The following is a 19,754-nucleotide window of genomic DNA, read 5'->3' as shown; positions in this document are numbered from 1 at the left end:
GCCGACTTATTAACCGTAACACTTCCATATTGCGTTCCTGATACTATCCTATCGACTATTGATACTTTTCTTGATTATCACTAATTGTGCGTGGTATCACTGCCAAACACATCGAAGTGATAGGTGAGTGGGAGTCGAATCCAAATGAAAGCAACGATGCAAAAAGTCCCTCAACGGGTCGGTTGGTCTTGGCGCTATAAGATGTTTGAGGAGGTGACGAAGCCAGAATATTGGCATGCCCATCAAGAATTTGAGCTCGTTTTACACAGAAACTTTCAGGGCAAATCGAGAGTTGGGCATTTTGAAGGTCAGATAGAGCACAATGAACTGCTTCTGATTGGTCCGGGTATTGCGCACAGTTTTGAATCGATAAATTCCAGTGAACAAAATCCGTGTGAAACTCACGTTATCTGGTTTCGCGAGGAATGGATTGCCAAACTCATGTACAGCTGCGTCGAACTTCGGCAGTTAGGTCCCGTGATTAAAAATGCGAGCAAAGGTGTGAGGTTTTCCGCAGACACCGCAGAAAAAGTTTTCCAGCATCTTGATAACTTCAACAGCCTGACCCCCATAGGGCAGCTTGCAGTATTAATCCAGATTCTTGGGGATTTGTGTGCCGACCAATCCCACACTACTTTGCTTTCCTATCTTTCGGAAGGGGAAAGAGAAAAAACAAACAGCAATTTCAGCCGAATTGACCAAGTCTGTAAGTACATCGACAACCATTACTCATCCGATATCACGCTAAAGAGCCTTGCGGATTACATGTACGTCAGCGAAAACACCATTCATCGTTGGTTTATTCAACACTTTAACGAAAGCTATACCTCTTACTTGATGAAGCTAAGGTTGAATCACGCATCTCAACTGCTCACAGCCACTTCTCAGCCCATAAGCTTAATCGCAGAAAACGTTGGCTACACCAACCGATCTAACTTCAACCGGCTGTTTAAGAAATACAAAGGTATGTCGCCTAGTCAATATCGGCAGAGATTTAGGTGAAATGACTTTATTTTCAAAAGAATAGCTATTGGAAATACCAGCCACCTTGAACTGAGTAACTGGCATTTTTTATTGGAAAGGTTTTTTGTACTGGTGTGAATTTCCGCGGATTAAAACTTCAGTTCAGCCATCATATCGCCCCATTCACCGATACCTGTTTCAACGAAACCTAAGCTTTTATAGAGACCTTGAGCAGCGTTGTTGGACTCAGAATAGCCAATATGAATGGTCGATGCGCCTTGCTGTTTGATTTCTTCTATGGTCGCTTTCATGGCCTGTCTGGCGTAGCCTTTGCCCTGATGTTCTTTATCGGCCATCACTCGAAATATATAGAATTCTCCGAGCTTTTCTTCTTTCGCCCATGCCGCATCGCGCCATTCGCTGTACATGATAAAACCAACAATCTGGTTATCGACCACAATGGCTCTTGGCTGATAATAAGGATGCAGCCCTGCTTGTGCCATGGACACGGCATTAGAGGAAACGATGCCTTGCTGACTGTCTGCCAATTCAAGGTTGAGAACTTCACGTAAGTTTTCGCGGGTTACTTTTTCTAGCTTCATGAGTTTCGTAAATACTATGTGTTTGAATGATTTTATTGATATTAGTTATAAAAAGAGCCGCGATTGCGGCTCTTTTCGATTACAGGTAGCGCCCTTCTAAATGCGCTTTAAAGTGCTTTGCGTTGAGCACTTCGCCTGTTGCTCGTTTCACCAAATCGTCGGTGGTGTGCAAGCAGCCTTGGCTCCATACTTTCTCTTCTAGCCAATTGAAGATAGGAGAAAGATCCTGGCTGGCGATAACGCTTTCAACGTCGACGGTTTTCTTCATGCTTGCCATCATTTGAGCGGCATACATGGCACCTAGTGTGTAGCTTGGGAAGTAACCGAAGCTGCCGTCTGTCCAGTGAATGTCTTGCATACAGCCATTGGTGAAGTTACCACGAGTATCCAAACCTAGGTAAGCTTGCATTTTCTCAGCCCATAGCTCTGGTACGTCGGTGTGCTTGATTTTCCCGTTCATCAAATCACGTTCGATTTCGTAACGAAGAATCACGTGAGCTGGGTAGGTCAGTTCGTCAGCATCCACTCGGATAAAGCCTTTTTCAACGCGAGTGTATAGCTTATGGAAGTTCTCTGCCGAGAAAGATGCGTCTTCACTGCGTTGGAATTGCTGGCGTGCTTTGTCTGCCAAAATCTGGATGAAAGGTGTGCTGCGACCAATCTGCATTTCAAAGAACAGAGATTGCGACTCATGGATCCCCATAGAACGCGCTTCACCTACAGGTAAGCCTGCAAATTTCTTAGGTAAACCTTGCTCGTAGCGCGCGTGACCCGTTTCGTGCACGGTACCCATCATTGATTGGATAAAGTCGTTTTCATCGTAGCGAGTGGTCAGGCGAACATCGGTTGGAACACCACCACAGAAAGGGTGGACACTTTCATCAAGACGACCGTGATTAAAATCGAACTGCAATAGCTTCATGACATCCAAGCCCAGTGCCTTTTGGTCTGCTGCGCTAAATGTGCCTGTAGGCAGAATCATCTCTTCTTTGGCTTGCTTGTCGATGACTTGGTTGATCAACTCAGGAAGCCAGCTTTTCACATTGCTGAACACCGTTTCCAGGGCTTCCGTTGATACGCCAGGTTCGTAAAGGTCGAGCATTGCATCGTAAGGCGTTTTTCCCGTTGCTTCTGCGCGGATTTGCGCTTCTTCCTGAGAAAGCTTCACTACTTCAGCCCAGTTCTTTTCAAAGCCTTCCCAGTCGTTGTCTCCACGTTGGGTACGCCATGCGTGTTCACACTTAGAACCTGCGAGTGACTGCGCTTCAACAAGATCGTCTGGCAGCACGGTTTTTTGTTGCCAGATGCGTTTCATTTCCGCAAGGCTGGCTTTTTCATCAGAACTCAAAGACTCGGATTCGGCTTTGTCGAACCACTCCGCCAGTTCTGGTTTGGTAGAAAGTTGGTGCAGGTGTACAGAAAGCTCAGCCAACGCTTCAGAACGGGCTTCGTTACCACCAGAAGGCATCACAGCGGCGGCGTCCCAGCTACAGATCGCATCAAGGTGTTCAAAGCGAGATATTTTTTGGCAATGTTTTACCAATTTATTGTAGTAACTCATGGTTTTCCTTGTTACATGGTTGGTGTTTTGACGGAGCCAACTATACCAAGCCTCGCGCATAATCGCATGGAACAAAATCGTAAATATTTTTTGTCCTGTGACCTGAGCCAAGCCGCTCAAAATTTGGGACTGAGGGTGATTTGGGGTATAAATTCACATCGAGCGAATTGATATGGAAATACGATGCAAATCCTGAATATTGAAGCCTTTTTAATTGCGATTACCATTCTGACGTTAACGCCGGGTTTAGACACTGCACTGGTGATCAGAAACACCACAAGGGCAGGGAGTCAGCATGGTTTTCTTACCAGCTTCGGGATTTGCTGTGGTTTGTTTGTTCATGCGACGTTTTCTGCCATCGGAATTTCCGCCATTTTGTTGCAGTCGGCAGAGTGGTTTATGGCGTTGAAGATGGTCGGAGCGGCGTATCTGATTTGGTTGGGCATCAGTTCGATTCGCGCAGTGTTTGGAGCACATGGGAACACCATGACAAGTGCTGAGAAAACGGGTGATGTATCCAGCTTAATTGCACTAAGAGAAGGATTCCTTTCCAACGTTCTTAACCCCAAAACGGCGGTGTTTTACCTTGCATTTCTGCCTCAGTTTATCGATCCACAAGGCAGCGCACTGACTCAATCCATGTTGATGGCGACCATTCATTTTGTGATTGCCATGGTGTGGCAGGGCGGGTTAGTAGTTATGGTCAATAAAGCCAAACAACTGCTGAAAAGTGAAAGCTTCTTAAAAATCATAGAAGGTGCCACAGGGCTGGTGTTGATTGGCTTGGGTGTTAAATTGCTGGTCGACGAGCGTTAAGGCTGGCAATCAAGTAAAAAATCTACCACCAGTTGATTGATAAAGTCGGTGTGGATCAGCAACAAATCGTGACCTGCACCATCTATTGTTTGTACCTCTATTTGCTCATTTAATGCTTTAATTCGTGATTCGGCTTCTCTGGAAGAGTAAATAACGTCATCTTCTGCCAGAATTATTTTGGTTGGGATATCTAAGGTTTTTATTTCCTGATTATTTAAAGGTTCTGCTTTAGGTAACGCTTTAGGATTAATGGGAATAAAACTTCTTGATGATATATCAAAGTCTTGTATAACCGATGAAAATAACTCAGGGTTTTGATTGAATAAATTTTTAAATACCCATTTGAAATAACGGTTTCGAACAAATTTAAATGGGAAAATATGCATTAGCATACTTCGAAATTGATACTTGTTGTCCAAAGGAAGAATAGAACCTGCGGGCGCAACCAGTACCATCTTGGCAATGGATTCTTGTCTTTGTTTTGCGTAGTGACTAGCAAGCCAACCCCCATGACTTGAGCCCAGAATGTGAATGGGTGCGGTAATGCCTAAACCCTTAAGTAATTCGTCTATCCATTTTGCAGCATCATGCTCATTTTTAATGGGTTTGTCTGGAATACTCTTCCCTAAGCATCCAAGGTGAATCAGTCCATCAATGGCATAGGTACGGAAGTGCTTGGAAAGTGTTTCAATATTTAATAACCATTGCAAAGAACAAGTTCCAGCCCCATGAAATAGAATCAATGGAGGAGCGTTTTTATCTCCGTTAATTCGAACATTAGTGATACCAAAATCGGTTTTTATTTGAAGTTCTTTATAGGGCTTTGACCAATGTATTAACTGGGATTGGTAATAATTTAAATATTTTTCTTTGTGCTGTTGGCTTTTAAATGGGAAGTGGTTCATAAGTTATTCTCCTAAGGTGTTTAGAGAATAAACTAAAGAAATATTTTTATAAGATCTAAATAAATTTTAAAATTATTTTCTAATTGATATTTTCTATGAAAATAAAAAAGCCCGGATTTTATCCGGGCTCTCAATGGTTATTTTATTAGTTTTGATGTTTTGCCACTAATTGTGAAGGCTCCGCAACTTTTTCAAAGAAGAGTCGGGTTTCTTCTAATACAACGTGTCGTAAAGCAATCAGACCGATCAGGTTAGGAATAGCCATCAAGCCATTCACGATGTCGGCAATCAGCCAAATCATATCCAGCTTCAGGAAGGCACCAGATGCCACCAGTAAAACAAACACAATCTTATACGGCAGAACCGCCTTGGTGCCCATTAGGTACACCACGCAGCGTTCACCGTAGTAGTTCCAGCCCAAAATCGTCGTGAAAGCAAAGAAGATAAGCCCGACGGAAACCAGCATCGGACCAAAGGTTTCTGAACTTAGCCCCATTGCGAAAGCGGAGGTCGTCATTTCTGCACCCGCCAAATCACCTTGCCATGCCCCCGTCAGAATCAGAGTTAGACCCGTCATGGTGCAAATGATAATGGTGTCGAAGAAGGTGCCCGTCATCGAAATCAGCCCTTGCTTCACACAAGAATCGGTTTTCGCGGCTGCCGCTGCAATAGGCGCGCTTCCGAGACCAGATTCATTCGAGAACACACCGCGTGCTATACCAGATTGAATCGCCAGCATAATGCTTGCACCCAAGAAACCGCCAGTAGCAGCCGTGTTGGTAAACGCAGAGTTCAGTACGAGCTGAATGGCAGGAATGACTTGGTCGGCATTCATTGCCAGCACGCTCACGCACGCGCCAATGTAGAGCAGAGCCATTGTCGGGACGACTTTACCTGCGACGCGTGCAATGGACTGAATGCCTCCAAGCGTGACGAAAGCAACAAGAAGGGTTAGAACAACGGCAGAAATTTCACGCGGTAAGCCAAATGAAAGCTGCGTGGCATCCAATATCGCGTTAACTTGAGGAAAGGTTCCGATACCAAAACACGCCACACCCAAAGCAAAGATCGCGAACAGAGACGCCAGCCACTTTGATCCAACACCGTCACGCAGATAGTACATAGGACCGCCGACCATCTGACCTTTGCTGTCCTTCTGGCGGTACTTCACGGCAAGCAAGCACTCAGCGTATTTGGTCGCCATTCCAAACAGAGCGGCAAGCCACATCCAGAAAAGTGCGCCCGGTCCACCCAATTTGATTGCGGTTGCGACACCCACAATGTTACCGGTGCCGATAGTCGCGGAAAGGGCAGTGCACAAAGCAGCAAAGCTGGAGACATCCCCATTGCCAGAAGACGGATCTTTGCCAAACACCATTTTCAGTGCTTTCGGTAAGTGGCGGAACTGAATCAGGTTCAGTTTGAATGTAAAGTAAGCGCCTGTTCCCACCAGCAGTAAAAGCAGTGGCGGTCCCCAGACCAGATTATCAATGGTAAGTAAAATAGAATGCAGTTCTTGCATGATTTCCCCTTAATTACAACAACATAAGGAGAAGAGAGAAAGGAGGTTTCTACAAAAGCAGATCCCAAAAAACGGATGATTTTCCCAGTAATGGGTTAAAAATGTTGCCTTTCACTCCTCTGTCCTTTTGCCTGAGAGTTTCACTTCTTTCGAAGCTTGCTCCTTCGGCGACCGATTTAACGGTTCTCTCCAGAGGTTCCTCCAACGACAGTCCACTTTGCCTGAAATAATTAATTCTTCGGCGGACATACACTAGGGTATGTCTCTCTCCTGTTCATCTTCACTGGAACAAAAGTCTTTCGACTTTAAGCTGCGCATCGTACAAAAAGAAAGGGGGATTGTCAGTAGTGAAAAATCTGTTTGCTTAATTGATGAGCAATGCAAACGATTGGATGGGATGATGATTTTTTAGAGGAACCAGTGATGCCCTCAAGATCCTGAATAAATGATCGGGGAGTTTAAGATAAGCTCTCTCATGTGCTGACGATTGTGCGTGGGATGTTCTAGATACATGGCGTTTAAGAAGGCCAGTACATCTTCACCTGTCTGCTCGTAAATAATATTCAAGTCTGCACCGTTTCTGACCAACCAGTTAAACCCTTCCAGGTCGTCTTGCAATATTGTGCTGTGAATAGGGGGCATATTGAGACCATCCGTCGGGTTTGGCTGATTGATGTCTACCCCTGATGAGATGAGCTGCTTGGCGATCAAGAACCGTGTTTCTGTATTTGCGCTTAATATCGGGCTAATGCCGTATCCTCTTTGCACAATGTCTTTCAGCTCAGAAGATACGCCGAAAACGTAGAAATATTGGTAGCAGCCTTTTTCGCTTAGCAAGCTGACATCTGCTCCTAAGGCACAGAGCATTAGCCTTTCTTCGGAAACAGAGAATTTAAAAGTAGTAGCGATAACAACAGAGCAAAACAATGCTGTAGCCAAGATTCTCTTCAACATTCAATGACCATAGATTGGGTAGGTTCTAAATGAGTTCGGTTAGTGCGAGATACTGCAAATATGCACTTTGCTCTGCAATCGAAATCATGGTTTCGGGTGGAATGTTACGATGCACTCTTTCTTTCAATGTAACTGATAGAAGCCATTTGCAATTTAGAGACAACAGAGGGTCACGAGCCAGCCTCCAAAGGGGGAGGCTGACGGTTTGAAAATTATCCGTAGGCGACACTCGGGAACCACAAGACGAGCTGTGGCCAAACAACCAAACAGATAAGAGCGATAAGCTGAATAACGATAAAAGGGATAACGCCGCGATAAATGTCCCTGAGTGCAACGCCATCTGGGCAGACGCCTTTTAAATAGAACAACGCGAAACCAACTGGAGGCGTCAGGAAACTGGTTTGCAAAGCCATGGCAACCAGCATAACAAACCACACCAAACTGGGGTTGTCGACCACACCATGGCCGTCTAATTCAATGCCTAAGCTTGAGATGACCGGAGCCAATAAAGGTAACGCAATCAAAGTGATCTCAATCCAGTCCAAGAAGAAGCCAAGCAAAAACACAATCATCAGGATAAAGGTGATGATTCCGTATGGTCCGAAAGGCAAGCCACTCAGGAATGATTCGATGAGTTCGTCTCCTCCCAACTCTCTCAGCACCAAAGCGAAGCAGGAAGCTCCAAGGAAAATCATGAAGATGTAAGCGGTGGTGCCATAGGAAGCAAGAAGCACTTCTTTCAACACTTTCAGGTTCAGTTTCCTATTGTACGCCGCGAGCAATGTTGCCCCAAGAGCACCAATGCCTGACGCTTCCGTAGGTGTGGCGACGCCGGCAAATATGGAACCTAGCACGCACAATATCAACACCACCGTTGGAGTGATGTCTTTGAAAACCTGCAAGATCAAATTCCAGTCGACAGGCTCTACATCGTTAGGGACGGGGGCTTTATCTGGCGTTACTTTTCCAACAAACAGGATATAAAGAATGTACAGGCTACCTAACAATAATCCGGGCATGATGGCCCCCATAAACAGGTCGCCAACAGAAAGCCCAAGCTGATCCGCCATGATCACAAGCATGATAGAAGGTGGCAGTAAGATTCCCAGTGTGCCAGCGGAAGCCACAGTACCAAGCGCAAGAGGAAGGTGATAACCCTGTCGCATCATACTGGGCAGCGACATCACGGTAAGGAGCACAACCGATGCGCCAATAATGCCTGTCGACGCGGCGAGAATAATGCCGATCGCCATAACGGTAATCGCCAGACCTCCATGCACCTTGCCAAACAACGCCTGCATAGACGCCATCAGCTTTTCGGCAATGCCCGATTTGTCGAGCATGTTTCCCATAAAAATAAACATGGGCAGGGCAACCAGAATCCAGTTATCCATAATCTTGTAGATACGGTTGACCACCAGACCCAGACTGGTGTAATCGAGCCCGGTAAACGTATCCAGATAGATATCGGCAAAATAACCTACAGCAGCGAATATGACGCCGATTCCCCCTAAAACATAAGCAACGGGTATCCCTGTGAAGAGCAGCAGGATAAAAGAGCCAAACATGGCGATGACGATCCACTCATTTGCTTCCATGCGTGCCTCCTTTAAATAATGTTTCAATGTTGCGCAGAAGCCTTGCAAGCATGGAGAGAAGCAGAAGACTAAAGCTCAGCGGAATGACACTTTTAATTAGCCAGCGATAAGGCAAGCCGGATGGTGAAGCAGAGCTTTCGTTCACCCGCCAGGACTCGTACGCGAAATCGTAAGAGTGAAGAATCACGATAATGACAAAAGGAATGGCGAGAAACGTCAGTCCAAAGAAGTCGACAAGGGCTTTTCTGCGCTCAGAAAATTTGTGGTAGAACAGGTCGACGCGAACATGAAGGTTTGTCACCTGAGCGTATGCGGTGCCAAACATCACGGCGGTCGCGTACAAATGCCACTGCAACTCTTCCAGTGCAATTTGTCCGTTTGAAAACACTTTCCTGAGAACCACCTGAATGATGATTACGGCAACTAAGGCAAAGTTGGTCCATGCCAGCCATCGGCTGACGGCGGTAATAAACGTCTCTATTTGTTGATAAAGCGGGGGTGTTGGGGTCATAGCAAGCACCTTGTTCATTGGTTACTCCTTACAGCAAATGGTCGGCATCGAGCACCGACCATTCAGCCCAATTCACAGGGTTATTGCTGGTTCTGTGTCGCGCGAGGCAGGAAGCCGTTCGCCTGCCACAGCGCATAACCTTCGCGGAACTCGCTTAGGTCTTTCCACACTTTGGCAAAAAACGGGTCTGCGGCGACTTTTTCATCGACCACATCCAGCCAGGTCGTGCGGAACAGGTTCAGCATCTCATCGTTCCAGTATCGGATTTCCACACCTTGCTCTTTTGCTTTCTGCATGGCGGAGAACTGAAGTGCTTCACCTTCTGCAATGGAATAGGTCATGGTTGCCATGCAGGTGGTCTCTACCGATGCCTGCTGACTGTCACTCATCTTGTTCCAGGTATCTTTGTTGATCAGAAGTTCGAAAACCGTCGATTGCTGGTGCCAGCCCGGGAAGTAGTTGTATTTCGCGACCTTATGAAAACCCAGTCGCTGGTCGATGGCTGGCTGAGAGAACTCAGATGCGTCTATCGCCCCTTTTTCTAAGGCACCAAATATCTCTCCACCCGGTAGCTGAACAGTGCCCACTCCCAGTTTTTCCATCACCGATGCGCCCAGACCAAAGAAGCGCATGTTTAGCCCTTTCAGATCTTCAGGCTTTTCAATCGGTTTGCGGAACCAGCCAGAGGTTTCCGGAGAAATAATGGCACAAGGGAGCACTTTAACGTTGTATCCCCCCTGATCGTACATTTCCTGATACAGCTTTAAGCCATTGCCAAAGAACAGCCACGCCATATATTCACCCGCTTCAGGACCAAAAGGCACGGCAGAAAACAGTGCTGATGCGGGCAGCTTGCCTTGCCAGTAGCCAGCTGTGGAATAACCTGAATTCACCTTGCCGGTAGAAACGGCATCCAGAATTTCGGCGGGATTCACCAGCTTACCTGGTTCGTAGATTTTCATCTTGATGGTGCCGCCCGATGTTTTGGTGATGTGGTCGGCATACCATTGAATCGGGCTGCCCAGTGCAGGAAGGTGGCTGCCAAACGCAATAGGGGTCTTTAGCAGGACTTTCTTATCCTTTGCGTGAGCTGAAATAGCAAGGCTGGTAGCGGCGATAGCGAGTGTGGTTGAGATGGCGACTTTTCTGAACGTCATGGGGCTCTCCTTAGTCAGGTTACTATCCGTGTAAATACCAAGAAATGTGAACGCGGCGTAATCACTTTTGTTAACGCAGTGTTACATTTGATGCTAAGTGTAGAGACGGGACAGATTCCTCTCTATTGGGATAACTGCGCAAATTTTGTCGGTAAAAAGTGCAGTTTTCCGAACAAAATGTCAGTAAAACTACGTACTGTTCTGGGTGAATTAATGGGATTAATCAGTAACCGAAGACTCTCGATAAACATCATTTTGCTGTCTATCGTCCCCCTTGTTCTGGTGGTGATTGTTGTCGCTACGATTCTTTTTACTCAAGCAAAACAATTGGTTGAAGAGCAGGTCTCGCTTACTCGAAACAATGTACTTGCCGTGAAGAAACAAGAATTGAAGCAGTACGTAGAAATGGCAATCAAAAGTATCGAGCCTTACTACCAGGATGAAAGCCTGCCACCGGAAGTTGCCAAGCAAATCGTGACCGAAAAATTGAGCCAGCTCACGTATGGAAGCGACGGTTACTTCTTTGCCTATACATGGGACGGCGATGCACTGGTGTTGCCTTATCAAACAGAGCGAATAGGAAAAAACTGGTGGAATGTTGAAGATGTTCAGGGCAAAAAGCTGTTGCAGGAATTGATACGAGTCGGGCGAGAGGGCGGTGGATTTGTCGATTATCTGTGGCATAAACCGTCGAAGAAAGAGCCGCTGCCCAAACTCAGTTATGCTGTTTCACTGGATAAATGGCAGTGGATGGTGGGAACAGGGGTGTATTTGGACGACATAGAACAACAAGTTGCCCATATGGAAAATGGATTCGATGAAAATATTGGGAAAACCAGCACCGCGCTGTTTGTGGTGATGTTTATCGCCATTTCGGCGATTGCCGCACTTGGGGCGTCGCTCAACCTGAATGTACGTCGCCTGGCGAACCAGCAGTTAAGCATTTTGAATCAGCAGATTATTGATTCTCAGGAAAATGAAAGGCACCGGGTGTCGCGCGAGCTACACGATGGGGTGAATCAACTTTTAGTGGCAGCGAAATACCGTTTAGACAACGTGTCTAAAGAAACCGATGACGGGAAAAAAGAGCAGGAGCTGGATGCCAGCAAAGACGCGATGGAGCTGGCGATTGTTGAACTTAGAAGGATCTCGCGGGATTTAAGACCCCCTCAACTCGACGATTTAGGTCTGGTTGCGGGTATAGAAGCTTTCATCAATGACCTGCGAGAGCGTTCTCAGCTTGAACTGATTTTCGAACATGACATCGAAGGCGTCGATCTTCTGCCGGAAGTGGAGACCACTCTCTACAGAGTAATGCAGGAAGCACTGCACAATGTAGAAAAACATGCCAACGCTCAAGGAGTTGACGTAGTAATGCAGCGAGAAGGGAAGCAGTTAATCTTAACCGTCAGTGACGATGGCAAAGGCATTTCTACCAAAGCACTTAAGAACGGAAAAAAAGTGAAAGCCACTTTTGAGCACATGGGGTTACAAAACATGAAAGAGCGTATTCAGGCAATTGGAGGCTCATTCAATGTCACCAGTACCCCAGGGGAAGGAACGGAAGTACGCGTAAGTTTGAACATGGAGTTTGTATGATTAGATTGGTATTGGCGGATGATCATCGCCTTATGCAGGATGGTCTGAAATCTCGCCTTGAACGGGAAGACAACCTCGACATACTGGCGTGTGTCGGCACCGGAACGGACGCACTGGAAACCACACTATCTCTGAAACCTGACGTTTTGCTACTGGATATCAACATGCCCAACCTTAACGGGATTGAGGTGTTGGAAAAGTTAGAAAGTAGGGCGTCCAAAACGGGTGTCATCATGCTTTCCATGCACGACAGCCGCGACTATGTGGTTCGCTCGGTAAAAGCTGGGGCGAAAGGGTATGTGTTGAAAGATGTCGGGTCGGAAGAGCTGGTGATGGCGATCAATCAGGTCGCGCAGGGAAGGTCTTACCTTTGCCCTCAGGCATCCGATCGCTTGCTGGAGCAAATCAATGAAAAGCCTCAGCCGAAAGATGACACGCTGTCGAAACGTGAATCGGATGTTCTCAAGGCGATTGTAGACGGTGCCTGCAATAAAGAAATTGCCCACTCCCTGCATATCAGTGTTCGTACAGTCGAGACCCACAGGTTAAGGATCAAAAAGAAACTAGGAGCAACGTCAACCGCCATGCTGGTTAAGCTCGCACTTGAAAAAGGGCTGGTACATTGAAATTTAACTCGCGGGTTCAGTATTTAATCCTATGATTAGAACAGTACTAAAAACTGGATCGCGACGTTTTCACGCTGGATTTTAAGCCCAAATTGACCTCTGGCAGTGAAATGCGAATGGATTAGCCCACGAGAGGACACTCAATGTTAAATAATAAAATATGTGTTGTAACAGGTGCTGCCCAAGGAATAGGAAAAGCCATTGTTGAACGCTTTGCGGAGCAAGGTGCACAGATGGTTTATGCCCTTGATATGAATGAACAGGTGTTGCAAGAAGCATTTTCTTCTCATAACAACGTCAAACCCGTCACCGTTAATATCTGCGATCGTGAAGCCATAACCGCTTTGGTTGATCAAATTCGCAGTGAGTTCAGCCGGATTGATGTGCTGGTTAACAATGCTGGCATCACACGAGACGGTCTGATAGACAGATTGACAGAGCAGGACTGGGATCAGGTGATCGACGTGAACCTGAAAGGTGTCTTTAATCTGACTCAGGCAGTTGCTCCCATCATGATTGAAAACAACCACGGTTCCATTGTAACCATGTCTTCGGTTGTTGGAACGGATGGGAACATTGGTCAGACTAACTACGCCGCCACTAAAGGCGGGGTGATTGCGATGACCAAAGGCTGGGCAAAAGAGTTTGCTCGTAAAGGTGCACAGGTTCGAGCAAATTGCGTCGCCCCAGGTTTTGTTGAAACACCCATGACGGCGGATTTGCCTGAAAAGGTGCTGGATATGATGAAAGGCAAAACCCCGCTTGGTCGAATGGGGACTCCAGAAGACATCACCAACGGTGTCGAGTTTCTTGCCAGTGACAAAGCCAGCTTTATTACGGGGCAGGTACTAAAGATTGACGGTGGGCTAGTCATCTAAACCATTCCTCCATTCCGGTAGCTCAATTGCAACTGGCTTCTATCAAAACCGATCAACATGGCAATGTTGGTCGGTTATTAGATTAACTTCGTACAAAACCCCAGCAGTTCAACCATCTATCTGAAATTTTCGGACAGAGTGTTTACGTTATCTACCCGAAAAAGTGGTATAACAGACACAGGGTAAGGAGAAAGATATGACCAGATTAATTGCAATTGCAGCACTGATAGCCATCGCAGTGCTTCTATTTCGCTATAGAACCAATGAAAAGATACAAAAGGGCGTCATTCTTGCATCAATTATTGGGTTTGTAATCTACGTTGTATCGGTCGTAGTCACAGAGCTGGTCACATGACGCCGGAGTAAGAAATGGTAGACAAGAATATCCAAGACGAACGCGATGACGATCAGGAAGAAGAAGTTGTCATCATAGAAGAGCGCAACAAGTCTTCGTATCTCTATATCACAGTGGCAGCCGTATTGGGTTTAGCCATTGGTGGTTTGGGCGGAGCCGTTGTGACTCAAAGCAGTTGGCAGGATGCCTACCTTTCTCAGGAAGAAAAACTTCAAGCGCTGGAAGGCGAAAAAGCGCAGTTGAAATTGCAGTTAGACAACTACGATAAGGATACATCCGAATCTTTAAAAGTAGAGTTAAACAACCAGTCAGATGAAATCACTGAGAAATACGAAGCTCAGATAAAAGAATTAGAAACCACTGTCACCGAACTTGAAAAGGTGAACTTAGAGCAGGAAGCTTTAATCGCTCAGCAGGGCTCACAATTAGAAGAGCTGGGGATTTCGAATCAAAGGTTGAATCGGCAGGCAGATTTGCAGGCGTCAGTATTCGAGCGTTCTCGCGAAGTGTTCCAGCGTGAAATGGCCATTCGTCAGGAACTGGAAAGCCTGTTAAAAGAGCAAAAAGAGCTATTGCCTCAAAAAGAAAAACTTGCCAAAGAATGTGATGAATTTTTGGCGGGCACTTCATGGGATGCCTCGTCGGACGCGTGTGATCGCAGTGATGATGTGAATTCCAAACTGAGCCAGATAACACAAATGATCGAAGTTCACCGATTGGATCTTGAACAAATCAAAGCTTTGTCTGAAGGACTGGGTCTAGGCAACTGATGATATGAAATAGGAAGAACCCCACCATTTGGTGGGTTTCTTCGTTTTAAGCCGTTAATTTATCAAAGGTGACTGCTTTATCGGGAGTGGTTGCATTTTGAGTTTCAACCAGGCGAGAAAGCTCCATATCGCCGCTAAAATCCAGAGCTGTGCGACCACGTCTTTTATCTGCCATATTTCTGCACCCATCTGGTTGATTTTCAAAAAGCCTTGAATGGCAGGTGAACTTGGCAAAACGTTCGCCAGCCAGACCAGTGGAGCAGGGATACTTTCCAAAGGCCAGATAAACCCAGCCGTAAATATCAATGGCATTGAACTGACCAAAACCAACAGTGTCACCAACTCAACGCGAGGCAGAATACCCCCCAGCACAATGCCAATCGAGCCCGCTCCAATCAGAAATGGTACAAGTAAGATAAACAAATCACCAATACCTGCCAGTCGATTGATCTCATAGAAGTTGAAGCTAAAACCAAAGTAATACAGGCTAAGCGCAACATAGAGTAGACCAAAGATCACGATTCTCGTTAGAGTCAGCTCAGTGGCAGAATACTCGTTCCAATAGCCTTTTCGGTTTCTCTGGCTTGCCGTCAGGATGCCAGTCCCCATGATCAGTGTCTGGTGTAGAATCAACACAAACACAGCAGGAACGACGTAATCGACATAGCCCATTTCAGGGTTGAACGTCGGCTTTAAGTTCAGATGCACCGGAGAATAGAGCTCAGCGGCTTGAGACAAAGGCAAGCCATCGGAAACCAATTTAGCCACTTTAGCTTTCGCCGCCAGGGTACCGGAAGCCTGAGCTAACCCCTCGACTACAGTGCCGAAAACTAAGAAGTAAGATGCATCGCCAGCGTAAGAAAGCACTGGGCTTTTACCCAGCATCATATCGCGGTAGAAATGCTCAGGAATCACCAAAATACCACTGACTTCGTGAGCCAGAAATTGCGCCTTTGCGTCTTCAACTGTATGGGTTCTGGATACAATGCTCACCTGTGGTGTGGCATCCACCATGCGTTCTAGCTGATAACTGGTTTGGCTTTTGTCTAAATTCACAACCGTAATCTGTTGCTCCTGCGCAACCTGATTAGCGTAAGGTAGTGGGTAGAGAAATGAATAAAAAAGTGTACCGCCAAATACGGTTAGAACAATTGCAGGGTGGCTGAAGATGGCTTTTAGCTCATCACGGATCAACTGGAATACATTCATCGCAATACCACCTGCTTTGATTTCTTCTTGATAAGAATGAGTAACATCACGAATGGGATAAGGTAACCCAACATTGGAACCAGCTCGTTCAGTGTATCGAGAAAGCTTGCTCCGTAATTAGACTGGTAAACATGGGCTTCGATGTAATGACTGACAGGGAGCATTGATCGCCATGCCTGCGCCCATTGATTCATTTCAGTCACAGGGAAGGTAATGCCCATAAACGCAAAGCTAGGGGCAGTGAATGCGCCGGCAAAACTCGTTGCACGAGTCGCATCCAAACTTATGAAGAAAAACAGGCTCCCCATAATCATACAAGCCAGCACCATCAGAACTTGAGCGATAAACAACACCGCAACGTTACCGTGAAACGGCCACTTCAAACCAAGGTAAAACCACGCCAGCATGCCCAACCCTTGCAGCATAAACACCGGAAAGTAAGGGGCTAGTGAACTCATCACGTGGCGAACAGGCGACTGCCCCAACCATTGTGCTGGTCCCCGCAAGCGCAGATTCGCAGCCAATACCATAACCGTGCCTACCACTATGGCGATCTGCCAGATAGCGGGGACAACGGCGCCAAGCAAAAACTGGCTGTAGTTAGTATTGCTATTAAACAAAGGGGTAATCTGGCTGCGGCTGGGCAGGGCGCTTCCCAATGCCTGTGAGGGTGTGGTGTCACCTTTAGCCAAGGCTTTACCTGCTTCAACTTTCGCGTTAAACGTGCCTTGAGCTTGCAGCAGTGCTGAATTGATCAGCCGACCAATCAGAATGTACTGCGTATTGACGAAGGCAGACACTTGCGGCGGTTGGTTTAATGCGGTTTGCTTAAAGCTATTACGTGGGATCACCACATAACCGTAGATGTCTCCGGATGTGAGTGCCTGACTGGCAGACAAGGTATCTGGATAACTAGCCGTGATTTTCAGGCTCGGAGAGGCGTCGTAATGCCTGATAAGCTGATGAGAAAAAGCGGTATTGTCTAAGTCAACGATGCCAATCTTGAGGTCGCGAGCCAATCCCTGAGCGAACACCGCCCAAATGATAAAAGCGACAACGAGTGGAATCCAGGTCATGGCAGACAAGAGCCACTTGTCTGCTTTAACGATCTCCAATTGCCCCGATAATCGGGTGAGCGTATTCATATTAGAGATTCTCGATAACCACGCTCATGCCCATGCGCAGTCCTTCCACTGGTTCTGCCGGGCGAGCTTCTACCTCAAAAGTTCGCATGTCAAAGCCTTGGCTGGAATCGGTCGAACGCCAGGTGGCAAAATCGCCCATAACCGCCACGTGAGAGACTTTGAACGTCACGTCTTTGCCAAGTGCCGGAACATTGGCAACAAATTCTGTGCCTTTCGTAAATTGGCTTAGCTTATCTTCGCGAACGTTAAATACTGCCCATGCGTCCTGCATGTCCAATACAGTGACAACAGGGAAGCCCTGCGGTGCCAGTTCTCCCGGGCTAAGCAATACCTGAGACACTTCACCCTTAAACCAGCTACGAATTTTGGTGTCGGCGGCAAATGCTTCTACCTCTGCGACTGCGCCAGCCGCCATTCTGGCTTTTTCGGCTGCCGCGCGTTTGGTTTCATCTCGCGCTCCTTCTTTCGCCAATTCGTACATCTGGTAAGCCGCGCTTTCGGTGTATTTTGCTGCTTGCCACTGGGTTAGCGCTTCGTCCCTTTTTTGCTCCGCCACAACGCCGTCTTTGTACAGGTTATTGATTCGGTTGTAGGTCTTTTCCATCAAATCAGATGCGGCTTTGGCTTTTTGCCACTGGTCTTTCGATGCCTGAATCTGTTGCTCTCTCGCCCCTTTTTCGGCTTCTTCTGCCAGCGCGCCAGCGGCTTCTTTACTTGCCAGAGCCTGTTCAAGCTTCGCATCCAGTTCAGGGCTATAGATAGTGAAAATAAGATCGCCATTTGCCACTTCATCACCTTTGCGCACCATCACCTTATCAATACGACCTGCCACTTTGGAGGAGATGTTGTACTGCTGCGCTTCGATCTGCCCTTGCAAACGCATCGGCTGTTCTTCATATGCGACGTTAAAGCTGTGAACCAGCCATCCACCCAAACCCAAGGCAACAATGCCCGCGACCACAGGTTTTAATAGATTTTTTTTCATGAATGGTTCTCCAAAATAGCTCGGTTTTCGTATTGTTCGAAGGTGTTCATTTCATTGCTCAGGGCAAGCAGTTTATTTAAGGCAATCAGGTAGTTGAAACGAGCGGCATGCTGTTGAGTACGAATGCTCGCCAGATAAAGCTGAGCATCGACCACTTCCAGAGAGTTGGATAAACCTTGTGAAAATGCCCGCTGACGAAGTTTGAGGTTCTCTTCCGCCAGATTCAGGCTGGAATCGAGCCCGTTAACTTCTTCTTTAGCCTGTTCGGCTTCCAGATAGGTTTTTTCGACCAGCACCTGCAAGTCTTTTTTGGCTTGCGCTTTGAGGTACTGCACCTGCTGGACTGCACTGTGCGCTGCCTGAGAGCGATCGGAGCGACCAGAAGAATCAATAAGAGGAATGCTCACACCCACGCCGACCATCCAGTCTGGTTTCATCTGACTGGCAAGGCTTTCGTGCTCGTATACTGTGTAGTTCCCGTACAGGTAAACGTTGGGGTAGTACTTGCCGTCTTCGGCTTTAACCAGGTTGCTTGCCTGCTGCGCTTTGGCATCCAGAAGCTGCAAACCCGGGTAGGTGTTCAGAGTTTGATCAACGAATGCAGAAAGCGGCGGCAAGGCATCGTTGATGAAAAGCTGGCTGTCCAGCTCGACGCTGTCGACATTCAATAGTTTCGCTAACGCGGTTTTGGCAATTTCAAGATCGCGCTCAGCTTTTTTCCTGTCGACTTTGGCTTTATCGAAGGAGGCTTCTGCCTGCAAGCGCTCGACTTTCGCTATCTGACCCTGCTTCTCCATTTTCAATGCAAAGTCGCGGTGTTTTTCTAATCCTTTTTCAACCGCCTGACGTGTTTCGACCACTTTCTCTGCTAAAACCACACTGAAATAGAACTTGGTCAGATCTTCATATTTTGCCTGACGTTCCATTTCTAACTGGCTACGAGCTTCTTCGGTTTGCCCTTTTGCGATTTCCTGAGCTGCAGTGATTTTGCCGCCAGTAAAAATCGGCCATACCGCTCGAATGGAGGAGGAGAAAATGTCTTTTTCAGTAATGGTCGATGTAGCACCACCTAAGCTCTGAATTACACTTGGCGGCAGCATATGGGCTAATCCAGAAAGGTCGACGTTGGAGCTCTCGGCAATTTGGTGCGCAGAGAGGGTTACATCGTCATCCAGTCGGGTGTAATTCGCTGAAAGCGTTACCTTTGGCAGGTTAAGGCTGTCTTTGGATGCCTGTAAATGTTGGTAGCGTTCTAGGTTGGCTTGAGAGGCGGAAAGGGAGTCGCTCTGCTGCTGAACGATTTGCCAAGCCTGATCAAAGTTGACGGGTTGAGCAAATGCCGACAGAGGCTGGGTGAGAAGTGCGCCCAAAAGTACAACCAGAGGTCTTTTGTTCATCATTAAACTTACCACTTAAAATTTGAATTAGAGTTTATACTCTAAAAAATAGCTGTGCAACTGGATCCTATACTTAGCAAAAGGTCTGAAGTTCAAATTCTTGCGGTGACTAACGGAAGCGATGTTTCGAGTTTGTTAAAGTTATGTGCTGAAATTAAGAGGGACGATTTTGTTTAGTTGGAAAAATCTGAGCTTTCGCCG

At 46.8% G+C, this 19,754-nt stretch carries 19 protein-coding genes and 2 riboswitches; of the genes, 7 read left to right on the top strand and 12 right to left on the bottom strand.

The window, feature by feature from the left end; translation table 11 throughout:
• Positions 1 to 144 precede the first annotated feature (144 nt).
• A complete protein-coding gene (locus INR79_RS10245; protein WP_223094014.1) occupies positions 145 to 1,002 on the top strand; it encodes an AraC family transcriptional regulator in 858 nt (285 codons plus the stop codon).
• Positions 1,003 to 1,112: 110 nt separating this feature from the next.
• Here the strand turns inward: INR79_RS10245 and INR79_RS10240 are convergent, their stop codons facing one another.
• The gene (locus tag INR79_RS10240) at positions 1,113 to 1,565 is read right to left on the bottom strand and encodes a GNAT family N-acetyltransferase (RefSeq protein WP_223094012.1); all 453 of its coding nucleotides are present in this window, start codon (positions 1,563 to 1,565) and stop codon (positions 1,113 to 1,115) included.
• 79 nt (positions 1,566 to 1,644) lie between these two features.
• A complete protein-coding gene (locus INR79_RS10235) occupies positions 1,645 to 3,126 on the bottom strand; it encodes a carboxypeptidase M32 (RefSeq protein WP_223094010.1) in 1,482 nt (493 codons plus the stop codon).
• A gap of 183 nt (positions 3,127 to 3,309) precedes the next feature.
• Between INR79_RS10235 and INR79_RS10230 the strand changes: the two genes are divergently transcribed.
• Positions 3,310 to 3,942, top strand: a complete 633-nt coding sequence (locus INR79_RS10230; protein WP_223094008.1) for a LysE family translocator — start codon at positions 3,310 to 3,312, stop codon at positions 3,940 to 3,942.
• Here the strand turns inward: INR79_RS10230 and INR79_RS10225 are convergent.
• The 6 genes from INR79_RS10225 to INR79_RS10200 form a co-directional block, all read right to left on the bottom strand.
• Positions 3,939 to 4,847, bottom strand: a complete 909-nt coding sequence (locus tag INR79_RS10225; RefSeq protein ID WP_223094006.1) for an alpha/beta fold hydrolase — start codon at positions 4,845 to 4,847, stop codon at positions 3,939 to 3,941. The genes INR79_RS10230 and INR79_RS10225 overlap by 4 nt on opposite strands.
• Positions 4,848 to 4,992: 145 nt before the next feature.
• Positions 4,993 to 6,369, bottom strand: a complete 1,377-nt coding sequence (locus INR79_RS10220) for an alanine/glycine:cation symporter family protein (protein ID WP_223094004.1) — start codon at positions 6,367 to 6,369, stop codon at positions 4,993 to 4,995.
• A 116-nt stretch (positions 6,370 to 6,485) separates the two neighbouring features.
• Positions 6,486 to 6,565, bottom strand: a riboswitch (glycine riboswitch).
• A 2-nt stretch (positions 6,566 to 6,567) separates the two neighbouring features.
• Positions 6,568 to 6,652, bottom strand: a riboswitch (glycine riboswitch).
• A gap of 146 nt (positions 6,653 to 6,798) precedes the next feature.
• Complete coding sequence (locus INR79_RS10215) at positions 6,799 to 7,323, bottom strand: hypothetical protein (RefSeq protein ID WP_262415331.1); 525 nt, start codon at positions 7,321 to 7,323, stop codon at positions 6,799 to 6,801.
• A 212-nt stretch (positions 7,324 to 7,535) separates the two neighbouring features.
• Positions 7,536 to 8,921 carry a TRAP transporter large permease subunit gene (locus tag INR79_RS10210; protein WP_223094002.1) on the bottom strand — a complete coding sequence of 462 codons (1,386 nt, stop codon included), beginning with the start codon at positions 8,919 to 8,921 and terminating at the stop codon, positions 7,536 to 7,538.
• The gene (locus INR79_RS10205; protein WP_223094000.1) at positions 8,908 to 9,450 is read right to left on the bottom strand and encodes a TRAP transporter small permease subunit; all 543 of its coding nucleotides are present in this window, start codon (positions 9,448 to 9,450) and stop codon (positions 8,908 to 8,910) included. The genes INR79_RS10210 and INR79_RS10205 overlap by 14 nt, the downstream gene beginning before the upstream one ends.
• A gap of 62 nt (positions 9,451 to 9,512) precedes the next feature.
• On the bottom strand, positions 9,513 to 10,589 hold the full coding sequence (locus INR79_RS10200) for a TRAP transporter substrate-binding protein (RefSeq protein ID WP_223093998.1): 1,077 nt from the start codon (positions 10,587 to 10,589) through the stop codon (positions 9,513 to 9,515).
• 213 nt (positions 10,590 to 10,802) lie between these two features.
• On the opposite strand from INR79_RS10200, the gene INR79_RS10195 reads away from it, so the two are divergent.
• The 5 genes from INR79_RS10195 (at position 10,803) to INR79_RS10175 (ending at position 14,817) form a co-directional block, all read left to right on the top strand.
• Positions 10,803 to 12,188, top strand: a complete 1,386-nt coding sequence (locus tag INR79_RS10195; RefSeq protein WP_223096992.1) for a cache domain-containing protein — start codon at positions 10,803 to 10,805, stop codon at positions 12,186 to 12,188.
• Positions 12,185 to 12,814: a response regulator gene (locus tag INR79_RS10190; protein ID WP_223093996.1), complete on the top strand. Its 630-nt coding sequence runs from the start codon at positions 12,185 to 12,187 to the stop codon at positions 12,812 to 12,814. The genes INR79_RS10195 and INR79_RS10190 overlap by 4 nt, the downstream gene beginning before the upstream one ends.
• Positions 12,815 to 12,957: 143 nt before the next feature.
• Positions 12,958 to 13,692, top strand: coding sequence for a beta-ketoacyl-ACP reductase (locus tag INR79_RS10185; RefSeq protein WP_223093995.1), 735 nt, complete (start codon positions 12,958 to 12,960; stop codon positions 13,690 to 13,692).
• A gap of 196 nt (positions 13,693 to 13,888) precedes the next feature.
• Positions 13,889 to 14,047, top strand: coding sequence for a hypothetical protein (locus tag INR79_RS10180; protein ID WP_223093993.1), 159 nt, complete (start codon positions 13,889 to 13,891; stop codon positions 14,045 to 14,047).
• A gap of 14 nt (positions 14,048 to 14,061) precedes the next feature.
• Positions 14,062 to 14,817 (top strand): chromosome partitioning protein ParA, encoded by a 756-nt coding sequence (locus INR79_RS10175; protein WP_223093991.1) that lies wholly within the window; start codon positions 14,062 to 14,064, stop codon positions 14,815 to 14,817.
• Positions 14,818 to 14,871: 54 nt separating this feature from the next.
• Here INR79_RS10175 and INR79_RS10170 read toward each other — a convergent pair whose 3' ends face one another.
• The 4 genes from INR79_RS10170 to INR79_RS10155 are packed head-to-tail and all read right to left on the bottom strand — an operon-like array spanning position 14,872 to position 19,553.
• The gene (locus tag INR79_RS10170; protein ID WP_223093989.1) at positions 14,872 to 16,026 is read right to left on the bottom strand and encodes an ABC transporter permease; all 1,155 of its coding nucleotides are present in this window, start codon (positions 16,024 to 16,026) and stop codon (positions 14,872 to 14,874) included.
• Positions 16,023 to 17,171, bottom strand: a complete 1,149-nt coding sequence (locus INR79_RS10165; RefSeq protein WP_223093987.1) for an ABC transporter permease — start codon at positions 17,169 to 17,171, stop codon at positions 16,023 to 16,025. The genes INR79_RS10170 and INR79_RS10165 overlap by 4 nt, the downstream gene beginning before the upstream one ends.
• A gap of 1 nt (position 17,172) precedes the next feature.
• Positions 17,173 to 18,156, bottom strand: a complete 984-nt coding sequence (locus INR79_RS10160; RefSeq protein ID WP_223093985.1) for an HlyD family secretion protein — start codon at positions 18,154 to 18,156, stop codon at positions 17,173 to 17,175.
• Positions 18,153 to 19,553 carry a TolC family protein gene (locus INR79_RS10155; protein ID WP_223096990.1) on the bottom strand — a complete coding sequence of 467 codons (1,401 nt, stop codon included), beginning with the start codon at positions 19,551 to 19,553 and terminating at the stop codon, positions 18,153 to 18,155. Before INR79_RS10155 ends, INR79_RS10160 begins: the two co-directional genes overlap by 4 nt.
• Positions 19,554 to 19,754 lie beyond the last annotated feature (201 nt).

Origin of the sequence: Vibrio sp. SCSIO 43132, from assembly GCF_019904195.1 — a bacterium.
In the GTDB taxonomy this organism is placed as follows: Bacteria; Pseudomonadota; Gammaproteobacteria; order Enterobacterales; family Vibrionaceae; genus Vibrio; species Vibrio nigripulchritudo.
This window is presented reverse-complemented; position numbering and strand designations above follow the sequence as displayed.

What these genes read in the sequence shown, in the direction of transcription:
- INR79_RS10230 (WP_223094008.1), top strand. Translation starts at nt 3,310, where the DNA reads ATGCAAATCCTGAATATTGAAGCCTTTTTAATTGCGATTACCATTCTG.
- INR79_RS10245 (WP_223094014.1), top strand. Translation starts at nt 145, where the DNA reads ATGAAAGCAACGATGCAAAAAGTCCCTCAACGGGTCGGTTGGTCTTGG.
- INR79_RS10220 (WP_223094004.1), bottom strand. Translation starts at nt 6,369, where the DNA reads ATGCAAGAACTGCATTCTATTTTACTTACCATTGATAATCTGGTCTGG.
- INR79_RS10175 (WP_223093991.1), top strand. Translation starts at nt 14,062, where the DNA reads ATGGTAGACAAGAATATCCAAGACGAACGCGATGACGATCAGGAAGAA.
- INR79_RS10225 (WP_223094006.1), bottom strand. Translation starts at nt 4,847, where the DNA reads ATGAACCACTTCCCATTTAAAAGCCAACAGCACAAAGAAAAATATTTA.
- INR79_RS10180 (WP_223093993.1), top strand. Translation starts at nt 13,889, where the DNA reads ATGACCAGATTAATTGCAATTGCAGCACTGATAGCCATCGCAGTGCTT.
- INR79_RS10210 (WP_223094002.1), bottom strand. Translation starts at nt 8,921, where the DNA reads ATGGAAGCAAATGAGTGGATCGTCATCGCCATGTTTGGCTCTTTTATC.
- INR79_RS10215 (WP_262415331.1), bottom strand. Translation starts at nt 7,323, where the DNA reads ATGTTGAAGAGAATCTTGGCTACAGCATTGTTTTGCTCTGTTGTTATC.
- INR79_RS10185 (WP_223093995.1), top strand. Translation starts at nt 12,958, where the DNA reads ATGTTAAATAATAAAATATGTGTTGTAACAGGTGCTGCCCAAGGAATA.
- INR79_RS10195 (WP_223096992.1), top strand. Translation starts at nt 10,803, where the DNA reads ATGGGATTAATCAGTAACCGAAGACTCTCGATAAACATCATTTTGCTG.
- INR79_RS10190 (WP_223093996.1), top strand. Translation starts at nt 12,185, where the DNA reads ATGATTAGATTGGTATTGGCGGATGATCATCGCCTTATGCAGGATGGT.
- INR79_RS10240 (WP_223094012.1), bottom strand. Translation starts at nt 1,565, where the DNA reads ATGAAGCTAGAAAAAGTAACCCGCGAAAACTTACGTGAAGTTCTCAAC.
- INR79_RS10165 (WP_223093987.1), bottom strand. Translation starts at nt 17,171, where the DNA reads ATGAATACGCTCACCCGATTATCGGGGCAATTGGAGATCGTTAAAGCA.
- INR79_RS10235 (WP_223094010.1), bottom strand. Translation starts at nt 3,126, where the DNA reads ATGAGTTACTACAATAAATTGGTAAAACATTGCCAAAAAATATCTCGC.
- INR79_RS10200 (WP_223093998.1), bottom strand. Translation starts at nt 10,589, where the DNA reads ATGACGTTCAGAAAAGTCGCCATCTCAACCACACTCGCTATCGCCGCT.
- INR79_RS10160 (WP_223093985.1), bottom strand. Translation starts at nt 18,156, where the DNA reads ATGAAAAAAAATCTATTAAAACCTGTGGTCGCGGGCATTGTTGCCTTG.
- INR79_RS10170 (WP_223093989.1), bottom strand. Translation starts at nt 16,026, where the DNA reads ATGAATGTATTCCAGTTGATCCGTGATGAGCTAAAAGCCATCTTCAGC.
- INR79_RS10205 (WP_223094000.1), bottom strand. Translation starts at nt 9,450, where the DNA reads ATGAACAAGGTGCTTGCTATGACCCCAACACCCCCGCTTTATCAACAA.
- INR79_RS10155 (WP_223096990.1), bottom strand. Translation starts at nt 19,553, where the DNA reads ATGAACAAAAGACCTCTGGTTGTACTTTTGGGCGCACTTCTCACCCAG.